Genomic DNA, 16,502 nt, shown 5'->3' with positions numbered 1-16,502 from the left:
GGACATGATATTACTGCATGTGTTGCACCTCACCAGAAATAGTTATAGGTATGAGTTCAATGCAAAGATCGGCCCTTAGAGTAATCAGCTATGAATCAGATACAGAATTGGCTCCACAACTCCCTTGTATTCAGCTTGATTTTACTAGCCAGCACACCAACCTCTGCACAAATCAACGCTGATGATACTTTAGGGGCAGAGAGTTCTTCTGTGACACCCAACGTTTTAATTAATGGTGCAAGTGCCGATCGAATTGATGGTGGTGCTTTACGCGGTAGCAATCTATTTCATAGTTTTACTCAATTTAATATTGATGATGGGCAACGAGTTTATTTTGGCAACCCTGCCGGAGTGCAAAATATTTTCACTAGGGTGACAGGTAGGCAAAGCTCAAATATTTTGGGGACATTGGGAGTTGCGGGAAATGCTAATTTATTTTTAATAAATCCCAATGGAATCGTATTTGGTAAAAATGCCCAATTAGATATTCGGGGAGCCTTTACAGCGACTACAGCAAATAGCTTACTCTTCCCCAATGGAATTGAATTTAGTGCCACTAATACTCAAGCACCACCTTTATTAACTATCAATGTACCAATTGGCTTGCAGTTTGGTTCTCAACCTGGAAGTATTACTAGCCAAGCAGTTAATCCGTTGTATGTTGGCACTGGTAGCACCCTAGCATTTATGGGTGGTGAAATTGCCTTAGATGGTAGTTTTTTGTTTGGCTCAAATGGACAAGTAAAATTGGCAGCAGTCGGTGGAGATACATCTGTTGGATTGAATGTTAATGGCTCATCATTGGATTTTAAATTACCAGAAAATTTTGGACGCTCACCCATTAACTTAACAAATAGCAGAATTGTCGCTACAGGTGAAAATAGCGGTATTGAAATATTTGGTGAAAAAATTAGCTTAAACGGAAACAGTTCGTATCTATTTAGTTCTAATGGCGGCTCTATTGTTGTTGATGCAACTCAATTGAATTTAGACAACAGCGGCGGAATTGCGAGCGCTACTAATGGTGCAGCTAAAGGTGGTGATATTCAAATCCAAGCCAGCGATGCAGTTAACCTGACTAACAGTAGCGCAATTTTTTCTAACAGCAATGCTTCAGGTAAAGGTGGTGACATTACCATCAATGCCGACAAAATTACAATTACCGGAGATGGAATACCAGCAACCAGCAGTAGAATCTATACATCTGCCATTGGTGAAGGTAATGGGGGGAACCTCACCCTGAATGCTAAAGAGTCAGTTAACATTAATGGTGGCTTTGTTTTGCTGATATCTGGGGGTATAGGTAACACTGGGAATTTGACAGTGCGGGCAACAGATGCAATCAATATTAGCAACCAGTCTTCTTTAGCACTTTCGAGCTTAGGTTCCGGTTCCACAGGTGACATCCGAATTGAAACGGGTACTTTGCGAGTTAAAAACAACTTTTCAGGAAGAGGAATAACAGCACTTGCAAGTGATGGTGGAAGTGTTGGTTCTATTTCCATTCAAGCTCGGAATGGAGTTGAAGTGAGTCAAAGTAATATAGCTACATCTCTAGTTTTACCATTTGGAAGTATAACTCAAGCCAAAGCAGGCGATATTACCATTGAAACCCAGCGAGTTAGTCTTAAAGATGGAGGGAATATCAATACGAATACCTCTAGCAGTGCAAATGCAGCTAATATTTTGATTAAAGCTAGCGAATATGTAGAGATTAATGGTGTTTCTAGCGGGGTATCAAGCCGGACAAGTTTTGGTACAGGAAATAGCGGTAATGTAACAATAGAAACTCCTCGACTAAATATTACCCAAGGAGCAAATATTACTACTACATCCATTAGTAGCAGCGGTAATGCCGGAAATATTACTATCCGCGCCCAGGATGTAGAACTGGATGGGTTTGTTTTTCTCACCAAGGAACAGGTTGCAGAACTCAATGAATTATTTTCTACGGAAGAATTTCTCTTTGATCCTCAGTTACAGGAAGTGCTATCTCAATTCGGGGGTCTGAATTATACCAGTGACATAATCTCGGATGTAATTAATAGTAATGCAGATGTGCTGGGTGGCACGATCGCTATTGACACAGAACGGTTGCGGTTGAGTAATGGCGCAAGCATATCAACCTCAGTGGTAGGGGGACGTGGACGAGGGGGTAATTTGGTGGTTCGTGCCACGGATACTATTGATATTTCTGGGGTTGGTCCAAAAAGACAAGATGGTTCACCTGCACCATCAGGTTTATTTGCTGAATTGCAAACGGGAGGAATTGGTTCTGGAGGAAGCATTAACCTGACAACAGGACGGTTAAACCTCAGTAATGGCGGACAAATTTCTGCATCTACATTTAACCAAGGAAACGCTGGCAATGTTTTCATTGATGCCAATCAAATAGATTTACGCGGACAACAGACTGTCATTCTTACTGTCGTTGACGATGAAGCTAAAGGCGATGCAGGCAACATCAACATCAAAACTCAACAATTAAATCTACAAGGAGGAGCGCAGATATCATCAGGAACTCAAGGAAATGGTAATGGAGGGAATTTAAAAGTCCAAGCAGATACTATTAACCTAACGGGTTCAGTGGATGACCAAGCTAGTAGCTTAACAACATCTGTTGACGAAAGAGCTAATGGTAAAGGTGGCGATATAGATGTTACTAGCAACCGCATATTTATCAGTGATGATGCTGAAATTGCTTCCGGTAGTTTAGGCACAGGCGATGCCGGAAATATGAGGATTAGTACGAATTTTTTAGCAATTGATGGCAAAGGTAGCGCGATCGCATCTTTAACAAATGCTGGTAACGGTGGTGACATCATCCTCGAAATCGGTGAATTATTACTTTTGCGGCGTGGCGCGTTAATTTCCACCACCGCAGGCAGGACACAAGCAGGCGGCAATGGCGGTAACATCATCCTCAATTCACCCTTCATCGCCGCCATACCCAACGAAAACAGCGATATCACCGCTAATGCTTTCACTGGCAAAGGTGGTAATGTGAACATCACTACGCAAGGTATTTTCGGCATTCAAGCGCGATCGCAACTTACGCCACAGAGTGATATCACTGCAAGTTCTGAGTTAGGCGTACAGGGAGAAATCACTATCACCGAACCACAACTTCAACCGCCACAAAAACTGCTGGAGTTACCTACAGGATTGGTTGATGCGAGTAGTCAAATTGCCCAAACTTGTCCCAGAGGCCCGAATGCTAAACCTTTAGGTAAATTTGTTGTCACCGGACGCGGGAGTTTACCACCCTCTTCATTAGAACCGCTAACAGGTGCAACTAGCCTCAATCCCTTAGCAAGTTTAGATGGAGAAAATCCTGATACGGGGATGCAGGGACATCAAGATACAGGAAAAATACCACAAATTGTTGAGGCGCAAGGTTTTATAAAAACTGCTGATGGCAAAATTGCCCTTGTAGCCCAAGCACCGATAGCAACACCTTCAGCTACAAAAGCAACGGCTGCATGTGTTGCACCTCGCTAGAAATACTATAGGTGTAAGTTAAATGCAACGCATCAGCTCCCAGAACAATCAGCAATGAATCAGATGCAAAATTGGCTCCACCGTAATAGTCATACGTCATTGCGAGTGAAACGCAGTGGAACGAAGCAATCTCTAATAGCTTGCGATCGCACTATCTTCCCAGACAGCTTTTCGCGAATCTTCGCAACGTTCGCTGTTCCACCAAACATCATATTATGCAGTTTCATTCTGCTAACTAGCACCCCCGTCCAAGCTCAAATTAATCCAGACAACACTTTAGGGGCAGAGAGTTCTTCTGTTACACCCAACGTTTTAATTAATGGTGCCAGTGCCGATCGAATTGATGGTGGTGCTTTACGCGGCAGCAATCTTTTTCATAGTTTTACTCAGTTTAATATTAATGATGGGCAACGAGTTTACTTTGGCAACCCTGCTGGAGTGCAAAATATTTTCACTAGGGTGACTGGTGGGCAAAGCTCAAATATTTTGGGGACATTGGGAGTTAATGGTACTGCCAATTTGTTTCTCATCAATCCCAACGGCATTGTCTTTGGTAAAAATGCCAGTTTAGATGTGCGTGGTTCCTTTGTGGGGACTACTGCTAATGCTGTGCAATTTGGCAATCAAGGCATTTTTAGCGCTACAAATCCGCAAGCAGCGCCTCTGTTAACTATTAATCCCTCAGCGTTGCTGTTCAACCAACTAAATCAAACAGGAATTACCAATCAATCGCAAGCACCGGCAGGTATTAATCCTGTGGGTGACAATGTTACAGGGCTAAGAGTCGCAGATAGCCAAAACTTACTATTGGTGGGTGGAAATCTCAACATTGATGGCGGCGGACTGCTGGCTTATGGCGGGAACATTGAATTAGCTGCTGTAGCCGCACCAGCAACAGTCGGATTAAATATTGCCGCTAATAATTTGCCCAGTCTAACAATACCCGATGGCGTAGAACGTGCAGATGTCTCTCTCAGCAATGGCGCAGAAGTTAATGTTCGGGGTGCAGATGGCGGTAACATCAAGATTAATGGGCGGAATGTCAACTTAGCAGGAGAAAGCAAACTCCGAGCCGGGATAGAAACAGGTTTAGGTACAGCAAATAGTCAAGGCGGAGATGTTGAAATTAATGCCACAGGCACAACAACTCTAACTGATAGCAGTTTTATCAGCAATTCGGTACGCGATCGCGCATTTGGCAAATCGGGTGATGTGAAGATCGCTACAGGCTCGTTGAACTTAGATAAAGATGCAGTAATTAATGTCAGCACTTTGGGACAGGGTGATGCTGGTAATATATTTATCCAAGCAGATGGTGTTTCTTTAGGCAGCAATACAGGCATTTATAGCAGCGTGACCTATGGAGCTATCGGTAATGGTGGTAGCGTTAATATCAAAGCAAATTCACTAAATATCAGCGATAATGCGGCGATAGAAACGAATGTCCTCGGAGCTTATCAAGAATTTCCCGTTGGGCGGGGAAACGGAGGCAATATCAATGTTAATGTTGGCTCGCTTTCCCTAAACCAAGGTATCATCAACGCTAGTACATCGGGACAAGGTAATGCTGGCAATGTTTCGATCCAAACAAAAGACGCTGTTTCACTGACCAATGGTGCTGGTATTTACAGTTATGTAGATGAAGGTGCTGTGGGAAACGGCGGTAGCATCAAAATTCAAGCTGGTTCCCTGTCACTCATCAAAGGCTCAGAAATTGACACTAGAACTTTCGGACAAGGTAATGGCGGTAAAATTACTGTCAACGCCAGTGAAGCGATTTCTTTAGACGGATTTGGTAACGATAGCAATCTATTTACCCGAATCATTAGCGCTGTTGGTAATTCAGGTGTCGGTAAGGCTGGAGATATTGAGCTGACAGCTGGTAATGTTGCACTTACTAACGATGCTTATGTCAGTAGCAGCACCTTAGACAAAGGAGATGCAGGCAATATCATCATTAATGCCCGTGACACTATCAGCTTTAACAATTATGCTTATGCGAATAGTATTGTTGCTGCTAAAGCAGTGGGCAATGGCGGAGATATCCAAGTCAAAACTGGAACGCTGCTTTTAACTAATGGCGGTCAAATATCCACTAATGTATTAGGACAAGGTAATGCAGGCAATATTACTGTCGAAGCTAGCGATACTGTCAAGCTTGATGGTTTTATAACTCGTGAATTTGATGGTGATTTAAATGATGTTACAAGTGGATTGAGCAGTATTTTACTCATTGGAGGTGTGGGTAAAGCTGGAGATATTCAGCTGAAAACTAAATCGCTGTTCGTTACTAATGGTGCTAGTTTAACTACTAGTACCAGTGGTACAGGAGATGCAGGTAACATCACCATTAACGCCAGCGATCGCGTTACTTTTGCAGGTTTTAGCGGTAAGAGCCTATTTAATAGTCAAGCATCCAGCATTGGAAATTCTCAGAGTGTTGGTAACGGTGGTGACATCAGTATTAATACAGGTACGCTGTTGTTCCAAAATGGTGGTAGCTTGGTGGCATTTAACAGCGGGCAAGGTAATGGTGGGAATATTTTTGTTGATGCGGCAAATACCATTACTTTTGACGGTATAGGTAAAAGCGGTTTACCAAGTAGTGCCTCTACTTATGCAACTAACGGTGATGCTGGTAGTATTCAAGCAAAAACTGGTGCGCTGTTTTTAACCAATGGCGGATATATATCTGCTGTGGGATTTGGGTTAGGAAAAGCAGGTGACATTAAAATTGATGCCCGCAATAGTGTGAAAGTTGACGGTGCTATCCGTGATGTTACTTTATTTAATGGTAGCGTTGCTGATGCTGAAAGTGGCTTGTTAACCAGTTTACTGAGGGGTGAAGGTAAAGGCGGAGACATTGAAATCACAACTGGATCGCTGACAGTTAGTAATCGTGGAATTCTATCTAGCAGTACTAGTGCTAAAGGCAATGCAGGTAATATTACTATCAACGCCCGCGATACAGTGACTTTTGATAATGTAGGCAATGCCTACAGTGTAGCTTTAGATAATGCGATCGGAAATAGTGGCAATATTCGCATCAATACCGGAACATTATTTTTAACTAATGGTGGTACAGTCAATACGTTTAGCGCTGGCCAGGGTAACGCTGGCAATATCTTTATTAATACCCGCGATCGCGTTTTTGTTGATGGAGTCGGTAGTAAAGGGATGATTAGCGGTGCATACTCTTTTACCACAAACAGCGGTAACGGTGGAGAAATTCAAGTAAATACGGGAACGCTGTCATTAAGCAATGGTGGCATACTGAATGCAGCTACCTTTGGGAAGGGTAATGCAGGTGACATTACAATTAATGCCCGCGATCTTGTCACCATTGAGGCTTTTGATGTGAATGGATTTACCAGCGGGGTTTTTACTACAGTCGAAAATCAAGGTGAAGGTAAGGGAGGCGATATTAATCTGACAACTGGTTCGCTTTCTGTACTTGGAGGACTAATAAGTAGTACTAGCCTAGCTAAAGGCGATGCTGGCAATATTACAATTAATGCCCGTGACACAATAACTCTTGATGGTGCGGGTCGTGGTAATATCATCACCCCTGAAAGTATAGAGCGTCCCAGCAATTTTAGCGGTATCTTCAGTTCAGTTACGAATCGAGGTACGGGTAAAGCTGGTGATACTAAAATCAACGCTGGTGATGTTCGCATTGCCGATAAAGCGGGTATTGCAGCTGCAACTTTTGCTGGTGATGGGGGCAATATTACCCTTGATATCGGTGATTTGTTATTGCTACGTAGTGGCGGTTTTATCTCCACTACCGCAGGTAATGCCCAAGCTGGTGGTGATGGCGGTAACATTACCATTAACTCACCTTTTATAGTCGCTGCACCTAACGAAAACAGCGATATTACTGCCAATGCTTTCACCGGTAAAGGGGGTAACGTTAACATTACTACCCAAAATATTTTCGGTATTCAAGCTAGTTCCCAACTTACGTCATTTAGCGATATTACCGCAAGTTCGCAATTAGGCGTACAAGGACAAATTTCCATTACTCAACCAAGTATTCAACCCACCCAAGGATTAGTAGAATTACCAGAGCAAGTTCTGGATGCAAGTAGTCAAATTGCTCAAATTTGCCCCAAACCTACAGCTAAACACCCTCTAGGTAAGTTTATTATTACTGGACGCGGAGGGAGTTTACCACCAACTTCTTTAGAACCACTAGCAGGTACAACTAGCCTCAGTCCCTTAGCAAGTTTAGATGGGGAAAATGCTGATGGTGAGATAGACGCGGTGAGGAAGTCGGAGTCTTCCCATTTTCCGTCGAGTCCGAACTTCCGTTATCCGAAGGTTAGAGAGAATCCCTCACAAATTGTAGAAGCGCAAGCTTTAATTAAAACTGCCAATGGTAATATTGCCCTTGTAGCCCAAGCACCGACAGCCACACCTTCAGCTACTAGAGCAACGCCTGCATGTGTTACATCAATTCGTAATTACGAAAGTCTCGCAGAATCTAAATTCTAGGGGATTGCCTGAATGGCAAATTTTGGTTTCAGCCAATAGCATTCTTGTCATTGCTACTAACTGAATTATGTACGCAGAGAGAAGTCAATACACATGATTTTTTGTTCTTTATAAGAAAGGTGAGCAGGTGAAGAACTCAAAATGGTACAAAATACTACTCCAAGGCAAGATATTTCTCCAAAAAGACGTAATCCATTGCCTCTTTTAATAACTGGTTTATTGATCGGTTTGCTTGTTGGTGCGCCCTTAGGCTGGTTTAGCCATCGATTTTACTATCGCTATCGATCGGCTCAAGTTTTACTTTGTCGCCAACAACATTTTGGACAACCAGAAGTTCAGCTACAAGCTTTGTGTGGTTCTCTATATTAGTTTTGACATTTGACAACCAAGTAGTTTGTTATCAACATTGCTCCTCTTCGTTAAACCAAGGCTAACGTGAGGAGCAAATAAATCCTCAATTGCATAAGAATTTTGTGGAAAGCGAACCCCACACTTTGCATGAATTAACCAGCGCTGTTTCATAAAAAACTACAGCAGCTTAAATTAAACGAAACTATAGGCTTCAAGTTCCAAATTTAGTTATCAAATCACAAGCAAGTGTCACAGGTAAAGCAAGAAGTTTTGAAAACGTACTAACTCCGTTCTTTCATACCAAAGACGCGCCGAAAAAGGGACTGCATTAAGGCAGGAGACAAATGATAAACTGCTTTCCAAAGGTTTGCTGTCCCTACCATGACATCAGAACGCCGATTCTTGACTGCATCCCAAATTGATTTAGCTACATCTTCCGGTTTTTCTAGCACAGGAGTTTGCACGGCTTTATCTACCAATTCCGAACGCGCCTCAGCTGTTTCCTCATCCTTACCGCGAAAGATTGCTCTTTCCATCAGTTGAGTACTGATAAAACTGGGATAAATGCCGCTAACATGAATGCCTTTAGGCGATAACTCGGCGTGTAGAGATTTTGTTAAGCCGGTTATGGCGTACTTACTGGTTGTGTAAGGAATTTGGTAAGGAATTGGTTCTATACCACCAATAGAACTGACATTAACAATGGTTCCTTGGCGACGTTCTAAAAAATGGGGCAATATGGCATTAATAGTATGGATGTAGCCCCACAAATTGGTATCAATTATCTGATGCCAATCATCTAAGCTAAAATCTTCGACAGGCCCCAAGCCAAAGATACCTGCATTATTAATTAATACATCCACTTGACCAAAATGAGCTATTGCCTTCTCGATTAAGTTGTTTGCTTGGATAGGATCTTTTACATCTGTAGCAATTGCGATCGCTTCTTGTCCCAGTTCCCGGATCTGTGCAGCAGTTGCTTCTAAACGCTCAAGTTGACGAGCTGCCAGCACAACATTATAGTTATGTCTGGCAAATAGTAATGCTGTAGCTTTGCCAATTCCTTGCGATGCGCCTGTAATAATTACTGTGTTAGTCATATGTCAGCGAACGTAAACTGGTAAAATTTTTTGCCTATTCTCCAAACTGTGTTGATGTTACAGATGAAAAACTTACTTTGATACAGTCACATTGAAGCGGAGTATTTAACTAAAAGCCTCATCCTTATAGACGATTTCATCTGGAATCAAGGAATAATTTTAGGGAAAAATTTTTCATCAATTGCCGATTCGGAATAAACATCAGAATTGAATTTATCAAGAGACTCTAGATTATATGTGGCAAAAGAAAGCAGACATCTTCAAGAAAGTTTAACGCTTATTTCCCTGTAGTAACTAATTTTTCTATCTGCGAGTTAAAAAATATCCTGTCCTTCTCGACACCCTGTGCGCGAGAAAACTGTGACTGAAACCATAAGTAGTCCGCCGCGGTCAGTTTATGGTTGAAATCTGTGAGTTAAACTAAAAGGTTACTTACCTTAGAGCCTGACTGGCTTTATGGTCGAATACCCGTTTTGTACTTTGCGATGGTGTACACGCCTGCTATAGGCGATCGCAAAGTAGAAAAAATCTCCTTCTTTTCATGGTCATACAATTCCCAAAAACGACCAAATATTGTTATTGATGCCATTCGCTCAGTTGAGAGCAAACACAACAGTATAGAATGAAGCTATCAATTTCTGTAAAGTTGTAGCTAAAGTAGTTTAATTGGCAGTTGTCCATAGGCAAGCATTTACCGCAGGTATCGTACCCCATCTTTTAGCAAGATAAAACCATAGAGGCAAATTTAAATATGTCAAAGAAAGAAAGGAGATTTAAGGCAGTTAGTTCTCTTGATGATGTGGAAATTATTATTCAGGAGCCATGTCAGGTTCGTTGGGCAGATATGGAAGGTGATAATGATGTGAGAAAATGTCACTATTGTCAATTAAATGTTTACAACTTTTTAAGCAAGTCTCCTCAGGAAATTCTCAATTTAATTAATCTCCATGAAGGCAAACTTTGCGCTCAGTTTTTTGCTCGCTCTGATGGGACAATGACAATGGAATCTTGTCAGGAAAAACAAAAAAATCATGGAATTGCTAGAGGGGGAATTCAGGTGATAAAGAAAGAATAATACGAAAAGTTGCTTACATGGGGATTGCCGATAAAAATAATATCAATAATCTTTATTCTGACAATGTGTATTGAAAACTATTTAATAACTGAGTGTTTTTTTTAACATCAATTATAACTATTGGGAAGTGCGATAACTAATTGCTAGACTTTGGCAAATACAATCTCTAGTAATGATATCATGTCCGGTAAATTACTTGTGATATGTCATTGCGAGTGTAACGCAGTGGAACGTAGACACGTAGACGCGTTCGACGAAGTCGTTCTCGCAGAGTAGCGGCTTCTCGAAGAGTAGTGGCTTCCCGCAGGGTAGCAATCACAAGGTCTCTGCGATTGCTTCACTCCGTACCCTTCGGGAACGCCAAGGGCGAACGCAATGACAAGCGTTTAACTGGACATCATATGATTTCCTCTTGATCGTTGATATGATTCCCAAGTGTAAATATTTGAAGCACTCATAATTTCTTACCTCCTTATGGGCACTGTCTATGCTGTACTCTGTACAAAGTGCGTAGCTTGCCGCCGCAGGCATCGCCCTTTTATCCTCTAAGAAAAATAATGGAGCGATCGCTGTTCTGATAAGCTAAAAGTCTATGGCTTACCACCCACCAACACCAGAGAGAGTAACCCAAGTAGGTGGCAGCAGCAATTAGATTAAATCTTGTTTGAATAAAATGCCCTGGCACGTGAAGTCAATAGCGAATTATTCACAGAATGCAAATAAACTTGAATTGGCATAACAGGCTTACCATCTGACCACTTGCCCATATCAAACTTTAATTTATCAGCATCAGCACCAAAACGTATTACTTGGTCAAGAGCGTACCATATATAACGCCAGTCCAAGTTATTTTCTACTCCGACACCGCCTAGAAACTCATTAGCTATCCAATCAGGAAGAAAACTGGTGTTCAGCGTGGCTTGCTCATGATCGGCATACATAGCGGGGGAGCCATGCCGATCGGTGAAGGGCGGCTTTCCGCCGTGTATGGTCTGTTTATTTACGCCATGCTGTACTAATAACAATAAGAATACCGCGATCGCCCCATCACTCCTCATATTTAACCTCTAATTGATAAATCTGCATCGGTGGATGTTCCTGCATCATTCGCCAGTAATAACCATTGGCAGGTCTGGTGATTGCGTTAATTAAATTGCCAGATATGGATAACGCTGTCCTCATTGCTACTGGCAAGAAGCTTTCCATCCGGGCTAATAGCAACTCTTAAAACAGAACTAGAACCATCTTCAAAGGTGCCTAGCAATTTTAGAGTATCGAGGCTCCATAGTTTAATAGTGCCATCATCATTGCCGCAGACAAGAATTTTTCCATCTGGGCTAATGGTTAGGGATTTAACCGAACTAAAATTGTCAGGAAAATCATGCAGCAGTATTCCAGTTTGAAGATTCCATAACTTTAGGGTGCTAATTGCACGATTTCGAGAGACTAACTGACCAAAACTGCCACTAACGAGCTTTTTACTATCTTTCGTAATAGCAATAGCATCAACTGGGGTCTTGTGTCCTTGAAGGGTATGGCGTATTTTGCGATTTTTTAAATCAATCAGCTTAATTGTGTTGTCATCACTGCCACTACTACTGACAAGAATTTGCATATCAGGGCTAATTGCCACATTACTCACATAAGCTGAATGTGCAGCAATAGTATTAAACTGTTTTCCAGTATGTAAATCCCAAAGCTTGATTGTGCGATCGTCACTGCCACTGGCAATCAATCTGCCATCAGAACTAATAGCAACGGTTTCTACTGGTAGTGTATGTCCGCCGTCAACGTGAAGCATCTTCAAGGTGCGTAAATCCCAAATTTTCATTGTCGGGCTGGTTATTCCACCACTAACAAGAAGCTTTCCATCTGGACTAATGGCAATTGAGGTAACGCCGTCTGACTGAGCATTTATACTACGCAGCAACTTTCCTGTGTGTATATTCCAGAATTTAATAGTATCGTCCCTACCCCCACTAATTAGGGTTTGCCCATCTGGGCTAATCACAATTGCTGGAACACCAAAAGTAACTTTTTGATGACCAGTCAGCGTGTGAATCAGTTGAATATGAGGTTTACCGATAGGTGAATTTGAACTGGAAGGATGTACATCAATGACAGTGAGAGTAAGGGTTAGCGCAATAACTAGGGCTTTATTTGCTTTTTTTCGATTGAATAAAATTTTTGGGTACTTACTAGATAACAGCTTTCTGATAAATTTGGTTTTTATCATAGATGCGTTGCCAAGAATATTCAGTGCAAGACATTTAATGATACTCTTCGGGATGCGTAGCTTGCTGCCTTTTCTTCGCCCTCAGTTCTGGAAATGTTTTATGCAAATTAAGCTCGACTCTTGAGGACTCAAATTAATAAAAGTTTTTATATGAAGATTTTGAACTTCCTCAAACCCAAACCAGCACAACCAACTATTGAGAGTTACGGACAGCAGAGTAGCAGCTTTGAACGCCAGAACAGGAAAGATTAATTCCGGTTTACCAACAGAAGTCAGATTAACCATAAGCGCCATTGGGAAGAAATCCTAAGAGTTGTTTCAATCTTTGGTCTGCTCCTTCATAGCAGTGACTAGGCATTTGATAATTCATAAATGGTGCGTACTTATGACCAACTAGTCTCTTAGCGTAGGTAATTTGAGTAATATAGCGAGTGATAGAGGAAGAGTTTCTAGAGCCTCTATGCCATACCTGATTGTTAAAGCAAACGGCAGAACCCATTGCTCCCAAGCAGCTATAAATTTGGTCTTCATATCCTGATATATTACCGTCACAGAACTTACCAAATAGATGAGATCCAGGAATTACCTGAGTTGGCCCATTTTCTTCAAAAAGTACATCTGTTAAGTAGTAATTCACAGTGAATGCCAGAACATTGAGGCGAATATTAGTCAAGGGTTGACCATCCAGTGAAATTACGTGCGGCGTATCGTCTTGATGCCAGGCATTTTTAGCCAAACCGTCAGTTTCTGGAGGAATCTTAAATGAGTTGTTGTGAATAACATGAATTATATTAGCGTTGGGAATCCCATCATCTATTGAGTAGCCTATGCCATTTGCACCACCAATTAAATGTTCTGCAAATGTAACAATTGGCTCCAAAGCAAAAAGATTTAAATTATGCTGAGAATGCTCAAACATTCTTTTCATAATCTTTTTTGATTTATGATAATTTTTACCTTCAGTCTGCTTGAGAGCTTCATCTAAATCATTTCTTAGAAGTTCACATTGTTCGGGCGTTAACACATTGTCAATTACTAGAAAGCCATTAATATGAAAATACTCAATCCATTCATTGAGTTGCTCTGTAGTTGGCTTATGTCCAGTTAGATATTTAGGCATTTTTCCTTGAGTTTTATATATATATTGATATGTAATATAAGCTTTATTGTTGAGTCAGTTACTTCTAGTCTGAAAGCAATTTACCAAAATTGGATATTTTAAATTATTAAGTTTTATTGTTCATTTTTGACTGGTCGAGAATTTTTGGTTTGTTTGTCAGCATCCTTATATTCCGCCATATTCAACAATAAGCAAAAAGTGAACACTTTTTGACCTGGAAGATGAGCAATAGGACAAGACAGACTACAACTATCGATTCAGAAAACAGTAGTTTGTCAAGTACAAAGAGGTTAAAAATGATTCGTCACATTTCGATTCCTGCTGCTAATCCCCGTCAAGTTGCTGAAGCGATCGCGGAACTTTGGGGAGGACGTGTGTTACCATTCCTTATTCATGGCGATAGTTATATGGCTATGGCTTGGGATGGAAGAGGAACCATGATTGAGGTTTATCCACTAGGTACAGAATTGGTTCCTGGTAATGGTGATGCAGAAGTGCAGTTTCGAGACTCTAATTCTTCTAGCCAGTTTCAAGCAGTACACGCAGCTATTGATGTACCTACAAGCCAAGAACAGATTTTTGCAATTGCCGCACGTGAAGGTTGGCGTGTGGTACGTTGCGATCGCGGCGGATTTTTTGAAGTTATAGAATTATGGATTGAAAACCGCTTGTTGTTGGAATTGTTAACCCCAGAACTAGCAGCAAAATACACCAATTTTATGCAACCACAGTCATTAGAGCAGCTTGTTGCAGCTATGGGTGTGGGTTAAGGGACTTCCAACTAAAAAAATATCCTATCGCTAGGGTAGCAGAGGGAGAGAAAGAATTTGCTCAATATCTTCGCCTTTGCTGATTGAATAATTTAATTTCTGGAAGTTCATAAAGATTGAGTAGAGGGTTTAGCATTGCTAAACCCCTACGAAAAAACTATCTTTGCCAGAATTTTCATCAATTGATATCAGCACTTAGCTTTATTTTGCAGCTTGGTGGTAATTAATCTGCGCCTATGCGCAATGAATCAACGTATATAACTTTAGCCTGGGAAGGAAACATATAATATGAGTCTTGGCGATTGTGTAATCAATGCTAGTAACTTATACTCTGACAAAATAGCGATTCTGTTCGAGGATCGAGCTTGGAACTATCAAGACTTGAATGAGATTACAGACAAAATCGCTGCTTCCTTGATGAGGATGGGGGTTTCTCAAGGCGATCGCATTGCTATTCATCTATCAAATTGTCCAGAAATCGTCTTTTGTTATTACGCTTGTTTTAAAATTGGTGCGATCGCAGTTCCTCTCAACAATCGTTTGAAAGCACCGGAACTCGAATATATCCTCAATCACTGTCAAGCTAAAATCTGTATCAGCCAAGGAGATTTATTTGGGGAAATTCAGGCGATCCAAGATAATCTTACCAGTGTAGAATCATACTTTGTCTTATGTAATAACTCTAGATCTGCTAACCTGCATAATTTTGAGGAACTGTTGCAGCAGTATGGAAAAGAGATAGAATTTCCTAAATTAGATGCAAGTGCGATCGCGGCAATTTTATACACTTCTGGCACCACAGCCCGTCCCAAAGGCGTTACCCACACCCATAAATCTTTACTGATTACAGCCGCATATCACAGCCAACAAACCAATTTAAGCAATGCAGATATTAGTGGTGTGATGTTACCTCTGTGTCATATCTTTGGTTTTGCCTTGCAAATGATTTCATCTGTGAGTGTAGGTGCAACATTAGTAATTATCCCTCGTTTTGAACCAGGATTAGTCTTGCAAAATCTCCAGCAACATGGTGTTACCAAACTTTACGGGCTACCAGTCATGTATAACGCTTTGGTGAACTATTCAGAAGTAACTGCTTACCGTCTAGATAGTTTGCAACTTTGTTTTGCTGGTGGTGATGCAGTTCCCGCAACGTTACAACAACGTTTTACCCAAATATTTGGTGTAGAAATTCTTGAAGGATGCGGGATGACAGAGGTAATTCCTTATAGCATGAACCCTAACGATGCTAAACGCCTTGGTTCTATTGGTAAAGCTACAGAGGGAATGATGCTGCGAATAGTCAATGACAACGGGGAAGATGTTCCTCAAGGCGAAATTGGCGAAATTATTGTCAAAAGTGAAGCAATGATGCTTGGCTATTGGAATCAGCCAGAAGCTACCGCCGCCGTATTAAAAGATGGCTGGTTATATACAGGTGATTTAGGTTGGATGGATGCAGATAATTATTACTGGTTTGTAAGTCGTAAAAAAGAAATTATCGTTCGGGGTGGTTCTAATATTTCGCCTTTAGAAGTGGAAGCAGTTTTATATCAACATCCATCTGTGAAAGAAGCCGCAGTTGTTGGTGTACCAAATGCAACTTGGGGTGAAATTGTGCAAGCATTTGTCGTATTGAAAGCAGGATATTCCCTCAGCAAAACAGAATTAAAGGAATTTATGAGTGAAAGAATAGCAGCTTACAAAATCCCCGAAAATATTGCCTTTTTACCGGAGTTACCTAAAGGCTTAACAGGTAAAATCCACCGTAAAACATTACGAGATTGGGCAACAGCCAATTTCCCACTATATTCATAGTTTGGAATAATTCGTAATTACTTGGAGCTAATTT

The 16,502-nt window shown here is 41.2% G+C and carries 12 protein-coding genes; 6 read left to right on the top strand and 6 right to left on the bottom strand.

Annotated elements, in window-relative coordinates; all coding sequences use genetic code 11:
- The first annotated feature begins 90 nt into the window (after nt 1–90).
- The 3 genes from AACU33_RS12510 (at nt 91) to AACU33_RS12500 (ending at nt 8,367) form a co-directional block, all read left to right on the top strand.
- Nucleotides 91–3,501 (top strand): two-partner secretion domain-containing protein, encoded by a 3,411-nt coding sequence (locus tag AACU33_RS12510; RefSeq protein ID WP_096588845.1) that lies wholly within the window; start codon nt 91–93, stop codon nt 3,499–3,501.
- Nucleotides 3,502–3,555: 54 nt separating this feature from the next.
- A complete protein-coding gene (locus AACU33_RS12505; RefSeq protein ID WP_096588843.1) occupies nt 3,556–7,998 on the top strand; it encodes a two-partner secretion domain-containing protein in 4,443 nt (1,480 codons plus the stop codon).
- A 141-nt stretch (nt 7,999–8,139) separates the two neighbouring features.
- On the top strand, nt 8,140–8,367 hold the full coding sequence (locus AACU33_RS12500; protein ID WP_096588841.1) for a hypothetical protein: 228 nt from the start codon (nt 8,140–8,142) through the stop codon (nt 8,365–8,367).
- Between the two features lie 263 nt (nt 8,368–8,630).
- Here AACU33_RS12500 and AACU33_RS12495 read toward each other — a convergent pair whose 3' ends face one another.
- Both AACU33_RS12495 and AACU33_RS12490 read right to left on the bottom strand, forming a co-directional pair.
- Complete coding sequence (locus AACU33_RS12495) at nt 8,631–9,449, bottom strand: SDR family NAD(P)-dependent oxidoreductase (protein WP_096588839.1); 819 nt, start codon at nt 9,447–9,449, stop codon at nt 8,631–8,633.
- A gap of 454 nt (nt 9,450–9,903) precedes the next feature.
- Nucleotides 9,904–10,038, bottom strand: coding sequence for a hypothetical protein (locus tag AACU33_RS12490; protein ID WP_339375956.1), 135 nt, complete (start codon nt 10,036–10,038; stop codon nt 9,904–9,906).
- Nucleotides 10,039–10,200: 162 nt separating this feature from the next.
- Here AACU33_RS12490 and AACU33_RS12485 point away from each other — a divergent pair, with 162 nt between their 5' ends.
- A complete protein-coding gene (locus AACU33_RS12485) occupies nt 10,201–10,524 on the top strand; it encodes a hypothetical protein (RefSeq protein ID WP_096588837.1) in 324 nt (107 codons plus the stop codon).
- Nucleotides 10,525–10,702: 178 nt separating this feature from the next.
- Here AACU33_RS12485 and AACU33_RS12480 read toward each other — a convergent pair whose 3' ends face one another.
- The 4 genes from AACU33_RS12480 to AACU33_RS12465 all read right to left on the bottom strand — a co-directional run bounded on the left by AACU33_RS12480 (nt 10,703) and on the right by AACU33_RS12465 (nt 13,880).
- Entirely contained in the window at nt 10,703–10,843 is a 141-nt protein-coding gene (locus tag AACU33_RS12480; protein ID WP_339375955.1) for a hypothetical protein, read from the bottom strand.
- A gap of 334 nt (nt 10,844–11,177) precedes the next feature.
- Entirely contained in the window at nt 11,178–11,582 is a 405-nt protein-coding gene (locus AACU33_RS12475; protein WP_096588835.1) for a hypothetical protein, read from the bottom strand.
- Between the two features lie 86 nt (nt 11,583–11,668).
- Nucleotides 11,669–12,760, bottom strand: coding sequence for a WD40 repeat domain-containing protein (locus AACU33_RS12470; protein WP_096588833.1), 1,092 nt, complete (start codon nt 12,758–12,760; stop codon nt 11,669–11,671).
- A 277-nt stretch (nt 12,761–13,037) separates the two neighbouring features.
- Nucleotides 13,038–13,880, bottom strand: a complete 843-nt coding sequence (locus AACU33_RS12465; protein WP_096588831.1) for a phytanoyl-CoA dioxygenase family protein — start codon at nt 13,878–13,880, stop codon at nt 13,038–13,040.
- 296 nt (nt 13,881–14,176) lie between these two features.
- Here AACU33_RS12465 and AACU33_RS12460 point away from each other — a divergent pair, with 296 nt between their 5' ends.
- Nucleotides 14,177–14,650 (top strand): hypothetical protein, encoded by a 474-nt coding sequence (locus AACU33_RS12460; protein ID WP_096588829.1) that lies wholly within the window; start codon nt 14,177–14,179, stop codon nt 14,648–14,650.
- A gap of 288 nt (nt 14,651–14,938) precedes the next feature.
- Nucleotides 14,939–16,468, top strand: a complete 1,530-nt coding sequence (locus AACU33_RS12455; RefSeq protein ID WP_096588827.1) for a class I adenylate-forming enzyme family protein — start codon at nt 14,939–14,941, stop codon at nt 16,466–16,468.
- Nucleotides 16,469–16,502: the final 34 nt, after the last annotated feature.

This window comes from Calothrix sp. NIES-2098 (assembly GCF_963875125.1).
Classification (GTDB): Bacteria; Cyanobacteriota; Cyanobacteriia; order Cyanobacteriales; family Nostocaceae; genus Aulosira.
This window is presented reverse-complemented; position numbering and strand designations above follow the sequence as displayed.

Coding starts and splice junctions, on each gene's coding strand:
- AACU33_RS12510 (WP_096588845.1), top strand. CDS start 91: ATGAATCAGATACAGAATTGGCTCCACAACTCCCTTGTATTCAGCTTG.
- AACU33_RS12505 (WP_096588843.1), top strand. CDS start 3,556: ATGAATCAGATGCAAAATTGGCTCCACCGTAATAGTCATACGTCATTG.
- AACU33_RS12500 (WP_096588841.1), top strand. CDS start 8,140: ATGGTACAAAATACTACTCCAAGGCAAGATATTTCTCCAAAAAGACGT.
- AACU33_RS12495 (WP_096588839.1), bottom strand. CDS start 9,449: ATGACTAACACAGTAATTATTACAGGCGCATCGCAAGGAATTGGCAAA.
- AACU33_RS12490 (WP_339375956.1), bottom strand. CDS start 10,038: ATGGCATCAATAACAATATTTGGTCGTTTTTGGGAATTGTATGACCAT.
- AACU33_RS12485 (WP_096588837.1), top strand. CDS start 10,201: ATGTCAAAGAAAGAAAGGAGATTTAAGGCAGTTAGTTCTCTTGATGAT.
- AACU33_RS12475 (WP_096588835.1), bottom strand. CDS start 11,582: ATGAGGAGTGATGGGGCGATCGCGGTATTCTTATTGTTATTAGTACAG.
- AACU33_RS12470 (WP_096588833.1), bottom strand. CDS start 12,760: ATGATAAAAACCAAATTTATCAGAAAGCTGTTATCTAGTAAGTACCCA.
- AACU33_RS12465 (WP_096588831.1), bottom strand. CDS start 13,880: ATGCCTAAATATCTAACTGGACATAAGCCAACTACAGAGCAACTCAAT.
- AACU33_RS12460 (WP_096588829.1), top strand. CDS start 14,177: ATGATTCGTCACATTTCGATTCCTGCTGCTAATCCCCGTCAAGTTGCT.
- AACU33_RS12455 (WP_096588827.1), top strand. CDS start 14,939: ATGAGTCTTGGCGATTGTGTAATCAATGCTAGTAACTTATACTCTGAC.